Annotated in this window: 15 protein-coding genes and 1 pseudogene; 7 read left to right on the forward strand and 9 right to left on the reverse strand. The window is 71.4% G+C overall.

The window, feature by feature from the left end:
* Positions 1–5 precede the first annotated feature (5 nt).
* Positions 6–551: a bifunctional nuclease family protein gene (locus CU254_RS21175; RefSeq protein WP_009079209.1), complete on the reverse strand. Its 546-nt coding sequence runs from the start codon at positions 549–551 to the stop codon at positions 6–8.
* Positions 552–737: 186 nt separating this feature from the next.
* On the opposite strand from CU254_RS21175, the gene CU254_RS21180 reads away from it, so the two are divergent.
* The 3 genes from CU254_RS21180 (at position 738) to CU254_RS21190 (ending at position 2,486) form a co-directional block, all read left to right on the forward strand.
* Positions 738–1,190 (forward strand): ATP-binding protein, encoded by a 453-nt coding sequence (locus tag CU254_RS21180; protein ID WP_050788238.1) that lies wholly within the window; start codon positions 738–740, stop codon positions 1,188–1,190.
* Positions 1,187–1,972 (forward strand): SigB/SigF/SigG family RNA polymerase sigma factor, encoded by a 786-nt coding sequence (locus CU254_RS21185; protein ID WP_037714359.1) that lies wholly within the window; start codon positions 1,187–1,189, stop codon positions 1,970–1,972. Before CU254_RS21180 ends, CU254_RS21185 begins: the two co-directional genes overlap by 4 nt.
* Positions 1,973–2,072: 100 nt before the next feature.
* The gene (locus CU254_RS21190) at positions 2,073–2,486 is read left to right on the forward strand and encodes a VOC family protein (protein ID WP_009079215.1); all 414 of its coding nucleotides are present in this window, start codon (positions 2,073–2,075) and stop codon (positions 2,484–2,486) included.
* A gap of 400 nt (positions 2,487–2,886) precedes the next feature.
* Here CU254_RS21190 and CU254_RS21200 read toward each other — a convergent pair whose 3' ends face one another.
* Entirely contained in the window at positions 2,887–4,437 is a 1,551-nt protein-coding gene (locus CU254_RS21200; protein ID WP_037714361.1) for a protease pro-enzyme activation domain-containing protein, read from the reverse strand.
* A 138-nt stretch (positions 4,438–4,575) separates the two neighbouring features.
* On the opposite strand from CU254_RS21200, the gene CU254_RS21205 reads away from it, so the two are divergent.
* Positions 4,576–5,766 (forward strand): SGNH/GDSL hydrolase family protein, encoded by a 1,191-nt coding sequence (locus tag CU254_RS21205; protein WP_009079218.1) that lies wholly within the window; start codon positions 4,576–4,578, stop codon positions 5,764–5,766.
* On the opposite strand, the gene CU254_RS21210 is transcribed toward CU254_RS21205, so the two are convergent.
* Positions 5,753–7,051 carry an MFS transporter gene (locus CU254_RS21210; RefSeq protein ID WP_009079220.1) on the reverse strand — a complete coding sequence of 433 codons (1,299 nt, stop codon included), beginning with the start codon at positions 7,049–7,051 and terminating at the stop codon, positions 5,753–5,755. The two genes, CU254_RS21205 and CU254_RS21210, sit on opposite strands and share 14 nt — an antisense overlap.
* 185 nt (positions 7,052–7,236) lie before the next feature.
* Here CU254_RS21210 and CU254_RS21215 point away from each other — a divergent pair, with 185 nt between their 5' ends.
* Positions 7,237–7,749, forward strand: a complete 513-nt coding sequence (locus CU254_RS21215; RefSeq protein ID WP_037717632.1) for a DinB family protein — start codon at positions 7,237–7,239, stop codon at positions 7,747–7,749.
* Between the two features lie 8 nt (positions 7,750–7,757).
* On the opposite strand, the gene CU254_RS21220 is transcribed toward CU254_RS21215, so the two are convergent.
* On the reverse strand, positions 7,758–8,627 hold the full coding sequence (locus tag CU254_RS21220) for an LLM class flavin-dependent oxidoreductase (protein ID WP_037714363.1): 870 nt from the start codon (positions 8,625–8,627) through the stop codon (positions 7,758–7,760).
* Positions 8,628–8,641: 14 nt separating this feature from the next.
* Positions 8,642–9,544 carry a hypothetical protein gene (locus CU254_RS21225; RefSeq protein WP_009079225.1) on the reverse strand — a complete coding sequence of 301 codons (903 nt, stop codon included), beginning with the start codon at positions 9,542–9,544 and terminating at the stop codon, positions 8,642–8,644.
* Positions 9,545–9,691: 147 nt separating this feature from the next.
* Here CU254_RS21225 and CU254_RS21230 point away from each other — a divergent pair, with 147 nt between their 5' ends.
* Positions 9,692–10,267, forward strand: coding sequence for a TetR/AcrR family transcriptional regulator (locus CU254_RS21230; RefSeq protein ID WP_037714365.1), 576 nt, complete (start codon positions 9,692–9,694; stop codon positions 10,265–10,267).
* A gap of 12 nt (positions 10,268–10,279) precedes the next feature.
* Here the strand turns inward: CU254_RS21230 and ligD are convergent, their stop codons facing one another.
* Positions 10,280–11,269: a non-homologous end-joining DNA ligase gene (ligD, locus tag CU254_RS21235; protein ID WP_009079228.1), complete on the reverse strand. Its 990-nt coding sequence runs from the start codon at positions 11,267–11,269 to the stop codon at positions 10,280–10,282.
* 89 nt (positions 11,270–11,358) lie between these two features.
* On the opposite strand from ligD, the gene CU254_RS21240 reads away from it, so the two are divergent.
* The gene (locus CU254_RS21240) at positions 11,359–11,700 is read left to right on the forward strand and encodes an MmcQ/YjbR family DNA-binding protein (protein WP_009079230.1); all 342 of its coding nucleotides are present in this window, start codon (positions 11,359–11,361) and stop codon (positions 11,698–11,700) included.
* A 242-nt stretch (positions 11,701–11,942) separates the two neighbouring features.
* Here the strand turns inward: CU254_RS21240 and CU254_RS21245 are convergent, their stop codons facing one another.
* The 3 genes and pseudogenes from CU254_RS21245 to CU254_RS21255 all read right to left on the reverse strand — a co-directional run bounded on the left by CU254_RS21245 (position 11,943) and on the right by CU254_RS21255 (position 15,188).
* Positions 11,943–12,515 (reverse strand): YbaB/EbfC family nucleoid-associated protein, encoded by a 573-nt coding sequence (locus CU254_RS21245; protein WP_100266842.1) that lies wholly within the window; start codon positions 12,513–12,515, stop codon positions 11,943–11,945.
* Between the two features lie 311 nt (positions 12,516–12,826).
* Positions 12,827–13,126: pseudogene (locus CU254_RS44250) on the reverse strand (type VII secretion target); the annotation flags it as partial.
* Between the two features lie 7 nt (positions 13,127–13,133).
* Entirely contained in the window at positions 13,134–15,188 is a 2,055-nt protein-coding gene (locus tag CU254_RS21255; RefSeq protein WP_100266843.1) for a WXG100 family type VII secretion target, read from the reverse strand.
* Positions 15,189–15,194 lie beyond the last annotated feature (6 nt).

The following is a 15,194-nucleotide window of genomic DNA, read 5'->3' on the forward strand; positions in this document are numbered from 1 at the left end:
GACCCTCAGGCGTCCGGGTCGCGGAAATCCTCCGGGCTCACGTCGTCCAGCAGGTCCCGGAAACGACGGATCTCGTCCTCGGCCGCCTCGGCCGGTTCCTCCAGGTCGCCGGCCGCCTCGAGCGCCGACCCGAGGGCGGTCTCGTCGCCCGCGGCCACCGTCACGTCGACGGCGGCCTCGTCCAGCACGGCTTCCGCGACTTCCAGCGGGGCATGAGTCCGCAGCCCGATCGCGATCGCGTCGCTCGGGCGGGCCGAGACGCGCACGCCGCCGGACAGGACGAGGTCCGCGTGGAAGATGCTGTCCAGCAGCTGGGTGATCTCGACCCGTTCGACGCGCTGGCCCAGCGCCGCCAGCACCTCGATGATCAGCTCGACCGTCCCGGGCCTCGCGGACACGACGTGTTCCTGCGCGGCGGCCAGTTCCTGCGCTTCCGGCGCGCCGATGGTGATGGCGAGCCACCGGCGCGAGCCGGATTCCTCGCGCAGCAGCACGACCGGCGCCGACTCCTGCGCCACCACAGCCAGCCCCTGCACCCGCACCTGCACCATGAGGGGTCACCCCGCTTCCCGAAAGGTTCTCCCTGCTGACTACCCAACGTCCGGCGGTTTGTCACGCGAAACCGCCGTCCGCCTCACGCGGGATTCACCGGGGCGGCGCCGCGAACGTGCCGCGGCGCACACTCGAGAATCGCGTCCGGACGTGTCGATCGGGCCTCGCCTGGGTATGCGGGAGCCATGAACGACGAGGGACCCGGCGGCCGCGCCAGCGGCGGCATGCCAGCCGTGGACCGTTTGCTCGACGAGGTGATCGAGCTGCGGCTTCCGGCGGAGACTTACCAGATCCCGCTTGTCCGCATGCTCGCGCAGGCAGTCGCCGCGCGGGCCGATTACGGGCTCGACGCGATCGCCGACGCCAAGATGGCGGTCGACGAGGCGTGCGCCCAGGTTGTCTCGACGGCCGCCCCGGGGGCGGCGATGACCTGCCAGTTCACCGTTTCGCCCGACGGGATCCGGTTCACCGTCAAGACCCGCACCCAGCAGCCGGAGCCGCCGAGCGAGCGAAGTTTCGGCTGGCACGTCCTGACCACCCTGGCCTCGAACGTGTCGGCGCGCTCCGTGCCGGATCCCGCCGAAGACGGCTACGCGCTGACCCTCGACCTCGACCTGCACCGGGAGGGGAGCGGGTGAACCAGCAGCCCGTCACCCGCCACCGCGACGAATACGCGCACACCGCGCCGCTGTTCGAGGAGCTCGCCGCCCTGCCCGCCGACGACCCCCGGCGGCCCCGGCTGCGCGAGCGGCTCGTCACCGAATTCCTCCCGGTCGCCGAGCACATCGCCACCCGGTTCACCGGGCGCGGCGAACCCCGCGAGGATCTCGTCCAGGTCGCCCGGATCGGCCTGATCAACGCGATCGACCGGTTCACCCCGGACCGCGGCCCGGACTTCCTGTCCTTCGCCGTGCCGACGATCATGGGCGAGATCCGCCGGTACTTCCGCGACACCGGCTGGTCGGTCCGCGTGCCGCGGCGGCTCAAGGAACTGCACCTGTCGCTCAGCCGCGGTTCGGCCACCCTGTCGCAGACGCTCGGCCGCGCGCCGACGCCCACCGAGCTCGCCGAGCACCTCGGCCTCGAACTCTCCGAGGTCCACGAGGGCCTGGTCGCGGGCCACGCGTACCAGACGCTGTCGGTGGACAAGCCGGTCCACGACGACGCCGAACCGCTGCTCCTGGCGGACACGCTCGGCAGCGACGACCCGGAGATCGAGCACATCGAGAACCACGAGGCCCTGCAGCCGCTGCTGCGCGAACTGCCCAAACGGGAGCGCGCGATCCTCGTGATGCGGTTCTTCGGCGGCCTCACGCAGACCCAGATCGCCGAGCAGGTCGGGATCTCGCAGATGCACGTGTCCCGGCTGCTGTCGCAGACTCTCGAACAGCTGCGCGACAAGCTCACCGGCGATCCCTGAGCAAACCCGCGACGGGGGTCGCCCGACCGGGCGCGCTCCCGTTGTCGTACCCCTTCAGAGCTGCGACGATGCGAGTCCGTCCAGCACTGAGGAGGGTCCGATGGCTTCGAGACTCAACCCGTACATCAGCTTCGCGGGCAACGCTCGCGAGGCGATGGAGTACTACCACGAACTGTTCGGCGGGAACCTCGCGCTGAACACCTACGGGGAGGCCGGCGCACCCGCGGAGGCCGGCAACGCGGACCACGTCATGCACGCGATGCTGGAAGGCGACAACGGCTTCACGCTCATGGCGTCGGACGTCCCGCCCGGGATGGAGCACAACCCGGGCACGAACATCTCGATCAGCCTCAGCGGCGACGACGGCGACCTGCTGCGCCGCTGCTGGGAAAAGCTGTCCGACGGCGGAACAGTCGCGGTTCCGCTCGAAAAGCAGATGTGGGGCGACGAATTCGGGGCGTGCACCGACCGGTTCGGCATCTCCTGGATGGTCAACATCGGCCAGCCGGGCTGAGCTGTTCCTGTCAGCTGTCCACCTCGACCTCGGCCCCCACCGGTAGCCGGTCGAAGGTGGAGGCAGCCGTGCGCCGGACGGTCGAGCGGCCCGGTGTGGAACGCGATGCCGCCCGGGGCGAAGAACACCGAGTTCGGCATCTCGTTGCCGTACTGGTCGCTGCGGTGGTCGCGGTCCTTCCACGCCGCCCGGCACGATCTTTCCGCGCGTCCGTCCGCTCCCGCCTTTCGCTCCGCCGTTCTCTGCGAACGAGCGGGGCGAAAGGTTGCGAGCGCGGACGTGTCAACAACCAATACTGCCGGCGGCTGGAAGCGAACTCGTGCCGGACGGGTTTTGAATCCGTTGCCTCTGCCTGCGCGCGGATCCGGCAGGAGTTCGACACCGCCTCCTGACTGTCCATTCAGGACGCTTTACCCCCGAGAAGCTTCCGCAGCGCCGCCCCGTCGGGCGCACCGAGCCCGGTGCACGCGTCCCAGCCCGCCGCGGCTGAGTACGCGCCGTTGCTCCCCTCGGTGATGTCGCGGAATCCCGGCTGCGCCTTGCCCGCGCCGACCCCGGCGTACAGCTTGCTGTGCACCGGCCCGAATCCGCGTCCGGCCGATTGCGCCAGCCTGGCCAGCAACGCCGACCACAGCGGCGAAACCGCGCTCGTGCCGCCGACGACGATCTGCTTTCCGTCGACCAGGACCTGGTATCCGGTCGCCGGGTCCGCGTTGCCCGCGACGTCCGGGACGCCGCGGCCGGGTTTGCCGTCCCCGGACCGGGTGGGCACACCGGCGGCCTGCTGGTAGTCCGGCACCGGGAACGCGTCGCTCACGCCGCCGCCGGTCGCTCCGCCGCCGGAGGTGTTCCACACCGTTTCGGAGTTCACTGTGGACGGTGGGGTTCCGTCAAGCTTTGTGCCGCCGCAGGCGAGCGCGTGCGGGCTCGACGCGGGGAAATCGACGTGCTGCGCGCCGTCGGTCTGCCCGTCGGCGCTGCCGTTGTCGCCGGAGGCGCAGCACACCGTCACCCCGAGAGCGGCCGCGTCAGCGAACGCCTGGTCCATCGCGGTGCGGGCCTGCGGCGTCCACTGGTCCTCGGACTGGCCCCAGCTGATGCTGACCGCGACCGGGGTCGGCGTCGCGTGCACCGCGGTGCTCACCGCGTCCAGGAAGCCCTGGTCGGTGTTCGGCGCGAAGTAGACGACCTGCGCGGCTCCCGGCGCGAGCGCTCCGATCACCTCGATGTCCAGCGCCACTTCGCCATCGGCCGAATTCGGGTCGCCGGTCGGCGCGTTCTTGCCGCCGTCGACCCCGGTCGCGGTCACCTTCGGTTCGGCGATCTTCAAGCCGGCGAAGTACTTCTTGAGGTCCTCCGGTTTGTACCCGCCGCCGAGTTCGATCACCGCGACGGTCTGCCCGGTGCCGTCGGCGTCGGCCGGGAACCCGTACAGCTGCCCGACCTGATCCGGCGAATAGCCCTTTCCGGCGGCTTTCTTGTGCAGCCGGAACATCGCCCGCGCCTGCGGCCGTTCGTCGAGGCCGAGCACGGCGACCACGACGTCCGCGAGCGAGGCGGGCACTTCCAGTTCCCCGCTGCGCGCGGCGAATTCGCCGGAGTCGCCGCGGCGGACCAGGTTCAGTTCGGTCTTGAACACGGCCGTCATCGCCCTGGCCGAGCCCCGGACCGCGACGCGGCGCGATCCGGCGTGCGTGCCGGTGACGGTGAGCCCGGCGTCGGTGAGGACCGTGCGCACCAGATCGAGATCGTCGGCGGCGGCCCCGTAGCGGTCGGCGAAATCCTCCGGGGCGAGCGGCTCGCTCAGCGCGGCCACGTCCAGTTCGGCGCGCCGCCGCAGCACGACGGTCGCGGTGACGGTGGCGTCCGCGTCGAGCGGGCCGAGCACCTCGGCGTCGGTCAGCGCGGAACGGGTGCTTCCGGACAGCGATACCCATTGTGAATCAGTCATCACGCTATGGTGAACCCCTTCCGGCGGGTCCACCACCGCCGCATCCCCCGTCCGGAGGCAAAATCTGTCCGGTTTTCTGTCGACCCGCTGGCTGGGACCGCGGATGCCGTGCCGCGCGGGCGCGAGCACAGTGTCTTCATGAAACGGATCCTGACTCTGGGCACGGCTGCCGTGCTCACGCTCGGTGCGCTCGCCGCGTCGGGCAGTGCCGAGGGCGACCTGGCCGCGCACGGCTGGGCCGGCACGTGGGCGGCGGCGCCCGCGGCCGCGGTGGCGAACACGCCGCAGGGGTATCCGAACTACTCGATCCGCAACGTCGTGCACACCAGCGCGGGCGGAAATCAGGCCAGGGTAAGGCTTTCCAACGCCTTCGGCACCGCACCGCTCACCTTCGGCCACGTCACGCTCGCCGTCGCCGCCGACGGTCCGCGCGCGGCGAGCGGCACGATGCGCACGCTGACCTTCGGCGGACAGTCCACTGTGGTCGTTCCGCCCGGGGCCGAGGTGCTGAGCGACCCGGCGTGGCTGCGCGTTCCAGCCGACGCGGACCTCCTCGTGACCACGTACGTGCCGACGCCGTCCGGCCCGGTCACCTACCATCCGCTCGCGCAGCAGACGTCGTTCTTCACCCGCGCCGGCGATTTCGCGAACGAGGAATCCGGCGCGTCGTTCACCGAAAAAACCGCGGTGTGGCACTACGTCAGCGAAGTCGACGTCCGCGGACCGGCACGCGGAACCGTGGTGACGCTCGGCGATTCGATCACCGACGGCGCGGCCTCCACGCCCGGCGCGAACCGGCGTTGGCCGGACAAGCTGAGCGACCGGCTGCACGGGCAGCTCGGCGTGCTCAACGCCGGCATCAGCGGCAACCGGCTGCTGCTCGACGGCGGCACCGCGGGGCGCAACGCGCTCGCCCGGCTCGCCGACGACGTGCTGACCAGCGGCGACGTCCGCACGCTGATCGTGCTCGAGGGCATCAACGACATCCAGCAGAACCCGCACCAGACCGATCCGGCGATGCTCGTCTCCGCGCTGCGGCAGATCGTCGCGCAGGCCAAGGCGCGGGGCATCCGCGTCATCGGCGGCACGTTGACGCCGTTCAAGGGCTGGAAGGTTTACGACCCGACGCTCGAGCAGACCCGCCAGGCGGTGAACGCTTTCATCCGGACCAGCGGGATCTACGACGGAGTGGTCGACTTCGACGCCGCCGTCCGCGATCCCGCCGATCCGCTCGCGATGCTCCCCGCCTACGACTCCGGCGACCACCTGCACCCGAACGACGCCGGGTACCAGCGAATGGCCGACGCGGTGCCGCTCACTCTGCTGTGACCGGCACGAGCGGCTTGCGCGGGAACGCCAGCACGGCCAGCAGGCTGAGCACGCCGACGCCCACCATGTAGAGCGAGACCGACAACGACGTCCCGGTCGATTTCTGCAGCGAGGCCGCGATCAGCGGGGCGAACCCGCCGCCCAGCACCGCGCCCACGGCGTAGGCGAAGGACGATCCGCTGTAGCGGTACCGGGATTCGAACAGTTCCGAGAACAGCGCCGACTGCGGGCCGTACGTCGCGCCGAGACCGATGTTGAGCACCACCACCGCGACGATCAGCAGCCACGGCCGCGCGGTGTCCACGAGCAGGAAGAACGGGATCGACCACACGACCAGCAGCACGGAACCGGCGAGATAGACCGGTTTCCGCCCGACCGAGTCCGACCAGATCGCCGCCGCGACGATGCTGACCAGCCACACGGCGCTGCCGACGATCACCACGACCAGCATCGTCGTGCTGGACAGCTTGAGCACCGCGGTGCCGTACGACAGCAGGTAAGCGAAGAAGATGTAGCCGAGCGCGGTGTTCGCGATGAAGCTGACCGCCGCCGCGAGCACCTGCTTCGGCCGCGCGCGCAGCACCTCCACGATCGGCAGCTTGCTGCGCGCGCCGGTGCTGCGCAGCTTCGCGAAGACCGGGCTTTCCTCCACGCGCAACCGGATCACCAGCCCGACCCCCACCAGCACGAGGCTGACCAGGAACGGGATCCGCCAGCCCCACGACCGGAAATCGTCCGGCGACAGCGAGCTGTTCACCAGGAAGAACACCAGCTGCGCCAGGATCAGTCCGGCCGGGACGCCGATCTGCGAGAAGGAGCCGTACCGGCCGCGTTTGCCCGCCGGCGCGTGCTCGACGGCCATCAACGCCGCCCCGCCCCATTCGCCGCCCGCCGAAATCCCTTGCAGCACCCGGAGAACGACGAGCAGCACCGGCGCGATGACGCCGGCCTGGTGGTACGTCGGCAGCATCCCGACGCCCGCGGTCGCGAGCCCCATCAGCACCAGCGAGGCGACCAGCATCGCCTTGCGGCCCACGCGGTCGCCGAAGTGGCCCCAGACGATCCCGCCCAGCGGGCGCGCGACGAACCCGACGCCGAGCGTCGCGAACGCGGCGAGCGTGCCGGACGCCGGGGACAGCGACGGGAAGAACAACTTGTTGAAGACCAGCGCGGTCGCCGTGCTGTAGGCGAAGTAGTCGTACCACTCGATCGTCGTCCCGATCGCGCTGGCGAGCGCCACCCGCCGGATCCGCCCCGCCGGGTTCGCTTCCTGCTCAAGCACCACTGCCGAGCCCCCTTCTCGTTCAGGCGCGTCATCTTGGCACGACGGCTCCCTCCCGGTCGACCACCGGAAGGCGGGGGCTTCGCCCGTCCGGCGGCGTCGAGTCCGCGACCGCGGGCGGCACCGACGGCGGGCGGCCGCGCGGAAACTCGGTTCCCCGGGCCGGTCCGGTGTGCGAAGGTCGGCCGGTGCCCGATTCCTCCCTGTCTCTGCTGCGCTGGCAGTTCGACCTCGCCTGGTCGCTGTTCGAGTACCACCTGGAGCGTCTCGAACCCGGCGATTTCGGCTGGGCGCCCGCCGCGCGGTGCTGGACGATGCACCGCGCCGAAGACGGAACCTGGACGCCGGACTGGGCCGACCGCGAGCCCGATCCGGTTCCGGCACCGACGATCGGCTGGCTGAGCTGGCACCTCGGCTGGTGGTGGAGCGGCGCGATCGACCAGCTCCGCGGGCGGGAACCGCGGAACCCCGCGTGGCCGGGTCCCGGCGAACCGGCTGTCGCCTGGCTCCGCGGCTTGCGCGCGGAATGGCTTGCCGCGCTCGACCGGCTCACCGACGCGGACTTGGCTTCCGCCGTCCCGGTTCTGCCGGAAGACGATCCCCGGCAGCCGATCGGGCACTTGCTCGCGTGGGCGAACGCGGAGCTGATGAAGAACGTCGCGGAGATCGGGCAGCTCCGCCTCCAGCGCGCCGCCCGCTGACGAAACCCTTACCCGGCCTTGGCGATCAGCTCGTCCGCGACCCACCGCGCGACCCCGGCCGGATACGGCGCGGGAAGCCCCAGCACCACATGGCCGAACCCGGCTTCCAGCGCCTCCCCGATCGCCGTCCGCGTGAGCGCGGGCTGGTCGTAGGACACCGGCAGGTGGATCGACCGCGCGATCTCCGCCGGGTCGCGGCCGAGGTCCGCGCAGTACTCGTCCAGCATCGCGCCGCGCTCGACGACGTCCGCGAGGTCCCCGCCGGGAATGTTCCAGACGTCGGCGTGCTCGGCGACCACCCGCAGCGTCGCGCGGGACCGGCCGCCGAGGACGAACGGCGGATGCGGGCGCTGCACCGGCTTCGGATTGCCGAACGCGCCGGCGAGCCGGACGTGCTTCCCCGCGAAATCGAACGGCTTGTCCTCCGTCCACAGCTTCCGGATCACAGTGCACGCTTCGGCGAACCGGTCCACCGCGTCGGCGGTTTCCAGGTACGGCAGGCCGTGCGCTTCGTACTCCCGGCGAGCCAGCGGGTGACTCGGCCGGGAGCCGACGCCGAGCCCGAAATCGAGCCGTCCGCCGGAGACGACGTCGACGGTCGCGGCGATCTTCGCCAGCATCGCCGGCGGACGGAAACGGTTGCTGGTCACCAAAAGCCCGAGCCGGAGCCGTTCGGTTTGCGCGGCGAGAGCGGAAAGCAGCGTCCAGCCTTCGAAAATCGGCCCGTCCGGTTCTCCGGCGATCGGCAGGAGATGGTCGAACAGCCAGGCGTGCTCGATCTCCGGGATCGCGTCCGCCTCGCGCCAGACTTGGTGCAGCGCCGCGTAGCTGGTCTGCATCGGCGCGGTCATGATGCCGAATCGCGGTTGCGTGGTCATCGCGGGAAGTCCTTTCACCCGTGCGATTCGACGCGGCCGAGCGGGCTGTCCTCGATGCCCGCCCAGCTGTCGTCGCCGGGAATGAGCGCACTGCGGAGATACGCCGTGGTGAGCCGCTGCTGCAGCGCGACGCGTTCCGGGCTTTCGTCGGTGGTTTCCTTGGCGTCGTATCCGGTGAGCCCGCCGAGCGAATGTTCCGCGCCGAAGAGCGTCAGCAGGCTCTTCTCCCCCGGGCTGAGCCGGTACGCGTCGGTGAACCAGTCCGGGCCGCGCACGGACAGCATCGAATTGTCCTGGTCCCCCGCGACGAACAGCGCGGGCGCCTTCAACTCATCGAAATTCGGGCTCATGAACGGGAAATTCTCGGCAGCGAACGGCGACAGGTCCGCGCCGCCGATGCCGGGAATCGCGAACAGCACCCCGGCGGACACCCGCGGATCGGAGAGATCCTCGCCGACGCTTCCGTCCGCCTCGACGACGCGCGCGCCGAGCAGCATGCTCGCCGACTGCGCGCCCCAGGAGTGCCCCGAGACGGCGAGCCGGTTGTGGTCGACTCGGCCGCTCAGCCCGGGCAAAGCCGCTTCGACAGCGTCGAGCCGGTCGATGACGTGCCGCAGATCCTCGACCCGCAACCGCCAGATGTCCGGCGTGCGCGGGTCTTCCGCGGGCAGCGCGCGGGTCCGCGCATCGAGATGAGTCGGTTGCACGACAACGAATCCGTGCGCGGCCCAGTAGTCGGCGAGCGGGCGGTACCCGTCGAGGGACTGGCTGAACCCGTGGGAGAACACGATCACCGGCAGGTCCCGGCCGGTCGCCGGGGCGGACACGCGGACCGGCAGGTCCTCGCCGCGGCCCGGCGCGTCGAGCCGCACCGGCTGGACCGAGACGACCGCAGCCGCGGGCTGTACTGCAGACATGGGAGTACCTTCTTTCGCCGTCCGGGCGCGCGAGGGTGTGGTGGCCGACGGCCCGGTCTGGCATCATGAGCAAACGGAACGTTGCTCCGGTAACTATACGGAACGTTGTTCCGCTTGTCTACCGGCGGCACGCGGAGGGAGTGGCACGTGGGTGAAAACGCGGGGTCCCGCACCAAGCGGGCGGACGCCCGGCGCAACGAGAAGACCCTGCTCGACGCGGCGGCGGCGGTGTTCGTCGCGTCCGGGGTGGACGCGCCGGTGCGCGACATCGCGACCAGGGCGGGCGTCGGCGTGGGCACGATCTACCGGCACTTCCCCACCCGCGCGGACCTGATCATCGCGGTGTACCGGCACCAGGTCGAAGCGTGCGCCGACGCGGGCCCGAAGCTGCTGGCGGACAACGCTTCCCCGCACGCCGCGCTCGCGCAGTGGATCGACCTGTTCGTCGACTTCCTGGTCACGAAGCACGGCTTGGCCGGGATCATGCAGTCCGACCACAGCGGCTTCGAGGCGCTGCACGCGTACTTCCTCGAGCGGCTGGTCCCGGTGTGCGCCCAGCTGCTCAACGCCGCCGCCGAGGCCGGGGAAATCCACGTCGACCTGGAGGCCATCCACCTGATGCGCGGCGTCGGGAACCTGTGCATCGGCGCGGAAGCCGACGACAGCTACGACGCGCGCCGCCTGGCCCGGCTGCTGATCACCGGGCTCCGGGTGGCCGACTGATCCGGGAGCGTTTTACCGCGCCGGAACGGTGACTTCGTCCGGACGCCGTTCCGGGCGCAGCCCGCGCCAAGCCGTGTGCCGCAGGCGGCCGTCACCCGGTGTGAGGCGGCGGTACACGACCTCGCCGACCACCTCCGGGTTCAGCCAGTGCGCGCCGCGCGCCCGGTCTCGCGGGACCTGGTCGGCGAACGGGCTTGTCTTGCGCTCCAAGGGAACCAGCTGTGCCTGAAGGTCCTTGAGCATCGCGTCGGTGAAGCCGGTGCCGACGTCGCCCAGATACCGCAGCTCCCCCGACTCCGGGTCGTGCGCGCCGAGCAGCAGCGCGCCGATCGTGCCCTCGCGGCGGCCCTGGCCGGCCCGCCAGCCGCCGAGCACGACCTCGGTCGTCTGCACGAGCGGGTGTTTGAGCCATTCCGGACTGCGCCGTCCCGGGTGGTACCGCGACGTACGGGCCTTCACCATCAAGCCTTCGAGCATCATCGTCCGCGCGACGTCGAGCAGCCCGGCCGGGGTCATGCCGTCTTCGGCGAGGTCGCTGTGCCGGTACCAGGGCGTGATCGCGACCAGCTGCCGGTCCGGCGGCTCGATCTCGGCGAGCAGCCCGCGGCGTTCCTCGTACGGCGCGTCGAGCAGGCTCACGCCGCCCAGGCTGAGGAGGTCGAAGGCGAAGTACGCGACCGCTTTCCAGGTGCGGTTCTGCAGGAGCCCGAAGTCGGGACGGCCGTGCTCGTCGAGGGCGACGATCTCGCCGTCCAGCACCGCCGGGCGGCCCCCGAGCGCGTCGCCGAGCGCGCCGGCCAGCTGCGGGAATCTGGCGGTGAAGTCGTTGTCGTTGCGGCTGGTCAGCAGCGTGCTCCCGTCCGGCGCGACGCGCATGGTCGCCCGGTAACCGTCCCATTTGAACTCATACGCGTACGCCGGGTCGTCGCGCAGCCTGCCGCCGTCGGGCGAGGCCAGCATCGGCTCGATCGCGGGCGGCATGCCGCCGGCCACTTCGGACATTCGGGCACCTCCGCGCACCACCGTAAGCCGAACCCGCCGGATCCGCCGCCGTAAGATGGCCGGGTCCACGACGGAGGGGGCCAGGACCGGTGCCGAGCAAGGATTTCGAACGGATCATCCGCAAGCTGCGCGACGTCGAACGCGGCAGCGGCCGCGACTACACGTCGTTCAGCGTGCACGGCAAGCGCTTCGGCTACCACTGGCCGCGCACGGACACGGTCGGGCTCAAGCAGACCATCGCGGAGCAGCAGGCACTCGTCGCGGAACGGCCGGACGTCTTCGAGGAACAGTTCACCTCCGGCGGATTCGGCTGGGTGGTGGTGCGGCTGAGCGGCATCGAGGCCGACGAACTGGCCGAACTCGTCTACGAGGCGTGGCGGCTGTCGGCCCCGGAGGACCTGGCGGCCGAGGTTCCGCTCCCCCAGCTCTGACAATCCGGCATATCGGGTCACGACCCGGCCGGTTCCGGCGATCTTCTTCTTCGGGTTCCGGAGAAGGGGGTCCCCGGGGTCGCGGCGATCGGGGCAGGTGCTGGCGGCGTTCGGGGTGCTGGCGGTGGGAACGTTCCTGAACGGAGTCCACATCGGACCGAGCCCGCGCGCATGAGTCCACGCTGGACAGTCCACAAACGACAGTGCGCCCCGGCCGGGAAGGCCGGGGCGCACCACAAGAGTCACCAGGGGTTGTTGTCCTGCTCGTCCGGATCGATCCCGCCCGGACGGCGGCCCTGCGGCGGCGAAGCGGGTCCGCCGGGCGCGGGCGGACGAGGCGCACCGCTCGCCGGGGGCGGCGACGCGGGCGGCTCCGGCGTTTCTTCCGCGCTGTCCTGCTGTTCGGCCGGGTCCGGGTCGGGGTCCGGGAAGCGGGTGCGGAGCGAATCGAGCATGACGGCGCGGGTGTCCGGGTCCTCGTCGCCGAGGCTGCGGCCCATCACCTCGGCCACGCGGTCGGTGATGCCCGACTGCGCCTTGCGCATCGTCTCGAGCACCATCCGGGAGAGCTCCTCCGGCGGGACGGTGCGCGTGCGGGAACTGAACACCAGGTCGGACACGACCCCGTCGGCCCCGACGGTGACCTTGACGGTCCCGTCCGGGCTCGTCGCGGTCAGCCGCAGCCGCTCGGTTTCCTGCTGGGCCGCCGCGTAGCGCTCCGCCTTGCGGGCGAACCCGGCCGCCCATTCGTCCATTCGCCGGATTGCGTCGTCGGGGTCCCTGATCAGGTCGCCCAGCCCACCCGCGCTGGTCATGCTTTTCGTTCTCCTCGAATCCCGTCGCCCGCGCCGCTGCGGGCGGGTCCAGTCCTCGCCGCGACCGGCACCGTCGTTCCTCCGACGGTACCCGCCCGCCGCCGCGCCGCGAGGGCGGCTCCTCGCTACGTCTCGTCGGCCCGTTCCTTCGGGCGCAAGGGCTCCGCGCTGTCGTACCGGGCTTCCGCGGGCACGGCGTCCCGGCCGGACGGCAGGTTCTGCCCGGCCGGAGTCCGCACGCCGCCGACCCGGAACCGGTCCTTCAGTTCCGCGCCGCTTTCCGCGCTGAGCGGACCTTCGGTCGCCACCTTCCTGAACGGCTTCGACTGGCCCTCGTCGCCCTCCTGGTAGGACTTCGCGGCGGTCCGCACGTTGTCCGCGGTCGCCTGGACGCCCTCGATCGCCCCGCCGATCGCTTCCTTCGCTTTCTCCCCGGTCGGGTTGATGATCGGCGGGAGGAACGCGCACAGCAGCCCGTACGCGTCGTCGGACATGGCGTAGTCGGCCGCCTGCACCGCGGTGTTCAGGCGGTCCACCAGGCCGTCCAGGTGGCTCGCGTGCGCCACGAGGTCGTCGGGTTCTACGCGGAACCCCTGCGCGCTTCCGCTCATCGCCGCCTCACTTCCAGTCCTTGTTCTTCCAGTCGCCGATCACCGGCGGGGCGACGACCTCGTCCGGCGCGAAGAACGACGGATCGTCCGCCTCGACGAAGCTCGCGACCTTGTGTTCCTTGTCCTCCGGGCCCTTGCCGCCCTTGCCGCCGCCCATGGCTCCCATGCCGGGAGCGCCCGCGGCCCCCTTCGCGCCGCCCGCGCCCGACCCGCCGCGTCCGGCCACGCCTTCCTCGGCCGGGCCGGAGCCGCCCGCGCCGCTGAACGCGCCGCCGGAGCCCGGGCCGCCCTTGGCGCCGCCGAGGCCGCCCGCACCGCCGCCGCCGAGCCTGCTGCTGATGCTCTCGCCGTTGACGCCGCCGAGCTTGCCGATGCCGCCGAGCTTCTCCCCGCTCGGCCCGGTGCCGCCGCCCGGGAACAGCGGCTTGCCGTCCGGGCCGATCTTGCCGGGGGTGAACGGTTTCGGCTCGAACGGCTTGATCCCGCCGGGGCCCTCGGGGATCGAGGGCTTGAACGGCTGCGGCTTGTACGGGTTCGGCTTGTACGGGTCGCCGTCCCTGCCGGTGGGGATGTTCGGGATGGGCGGCGGGGTGAAGTTCGGACCGCCGCCGCCGGGATTGCCGCCGCCGGGGATCGGCGGGATGTTCGGCGGGGTGAAGTTCGTGCCGCCGGGATTGCCGCCGCCCGGAATGGGCGGGAGGTTCGGCGGGGTGAAGCCCTGTGCCCTCGTCGAGCCCGGGTCGTTCGGCCCCGGAACGGTCGGGAACGAACCGCCGGGACCGCCGCCGCCCGGACCGCCGCCGGGGCCGCCCTCCGGGATCTTCAGCGACGCCGGGTCGAACTTGCGGTCGGGGTGCTGCCCGCCGGGACCGCCGGGGACGCTGCCCGGTCCGCCGCTGCCGCCCGGTCCGTAGGGCTTTCCGTCCGGTCCGATCGGCCGTCCGTCGGGACCGATCGGCTGCCCGTCCGGGCCCACGGTCGTCCCCGGCGGGCCGATCGGCTTGCCGTCGGGGCCGAGCGGACGCCCGTCCGGCCCGACGAGCTGGCCGTTCGGGCCGACCGTGGTCCCGGGCGGCCCGATCGGCTTGCCGTCCGGACCGAGCGGGCGGCCGTCGGGGCCGGCTTGCCCCCCTCCCGGCGCGCCCGCGCCGCCGCCCGTCGGCGTGCCTTTGACCGCCGCCGAGTACTCGGCCGTGGGCAGCTTCGGCGGCTCGGCGAACCGCGGCGTCGCCACCGCGCCGCCGATCGTCTGGTCGTACCGCGTCATGATCTGCGCGGCCTGCTCCCGGGCGGCCTGCTGGTCGTTGTAGGTCTTCATCGCCGAGGAGTAGGCCAGGACGTACGCGGCCGGGTCCTTGATCGTCATCAGGACCTTGTTCGCGTCCTGCGCCGAGAATTTCACCGGCGGGTTGGCCTGCATCGCCTTCTGCGTCTCGTTGAGCGCCTGCGAGTGGACCTCCTGCTGGCGCCCGGTCAGCGTCGCGCCCTGCGCGGTGGCGCCGAGCCACTTGCCGACGTTCGCGAGGTGCACGCGCGCCGCGTCGCCGCCGGCGCCCTTCCAGTCCGAGGTGCTCGCGTTGATCGCGTCGCCGAGGTTCTTCTGGTGCGTCGCCAGCTCGTTGCCGATGCGCACCCACTCCTCCGACGACTCGGCCACCGCGGCCGGGTCCGCCTCCGAGGTGATCGCGTCGACCATCTGCTCGTGCGTCGCATTCTTCCAGTCGGTGTGCGGGACCGCTCCCGGGTCGCGCATCTCCAGGTCGTTGCCCAGGTGCTTCTTCGACTCTTCGAGATTCCGCTCGTACATCTTCTGGATCAGCTGGTCGCGCAGCTTGCCCTGGACGTTCGGGAAGAGCCAGCCGTTGAACATGGCGTCGATCTTCGCCGTCGCGTCCTCGCGCAGCTGGTCGCCCGAGGCCACGTCGTCCGGGCGCACCGGCCCGATGTAGTACTTCGACGACGGGTCCAGCGTCGGGTTGTACAGGTCCTTGTTGGACGGGTCGTAGTCCGTCGAGCTCGGGTCGGAGACGGACTCGGCGGTCGGCTGCTTCTTCTCGGCCACTGGTCT

It is taken from the genome of Amycolatopsis sp. AA4, from assembly GCF_002796545.1.
Taxonomy (GTDB): domain Bacteria; phylum Actinomycetota; class Actinomycetes; order Mycobacteriales; family Pseudonocardiaceae; genus Amycolatopsis.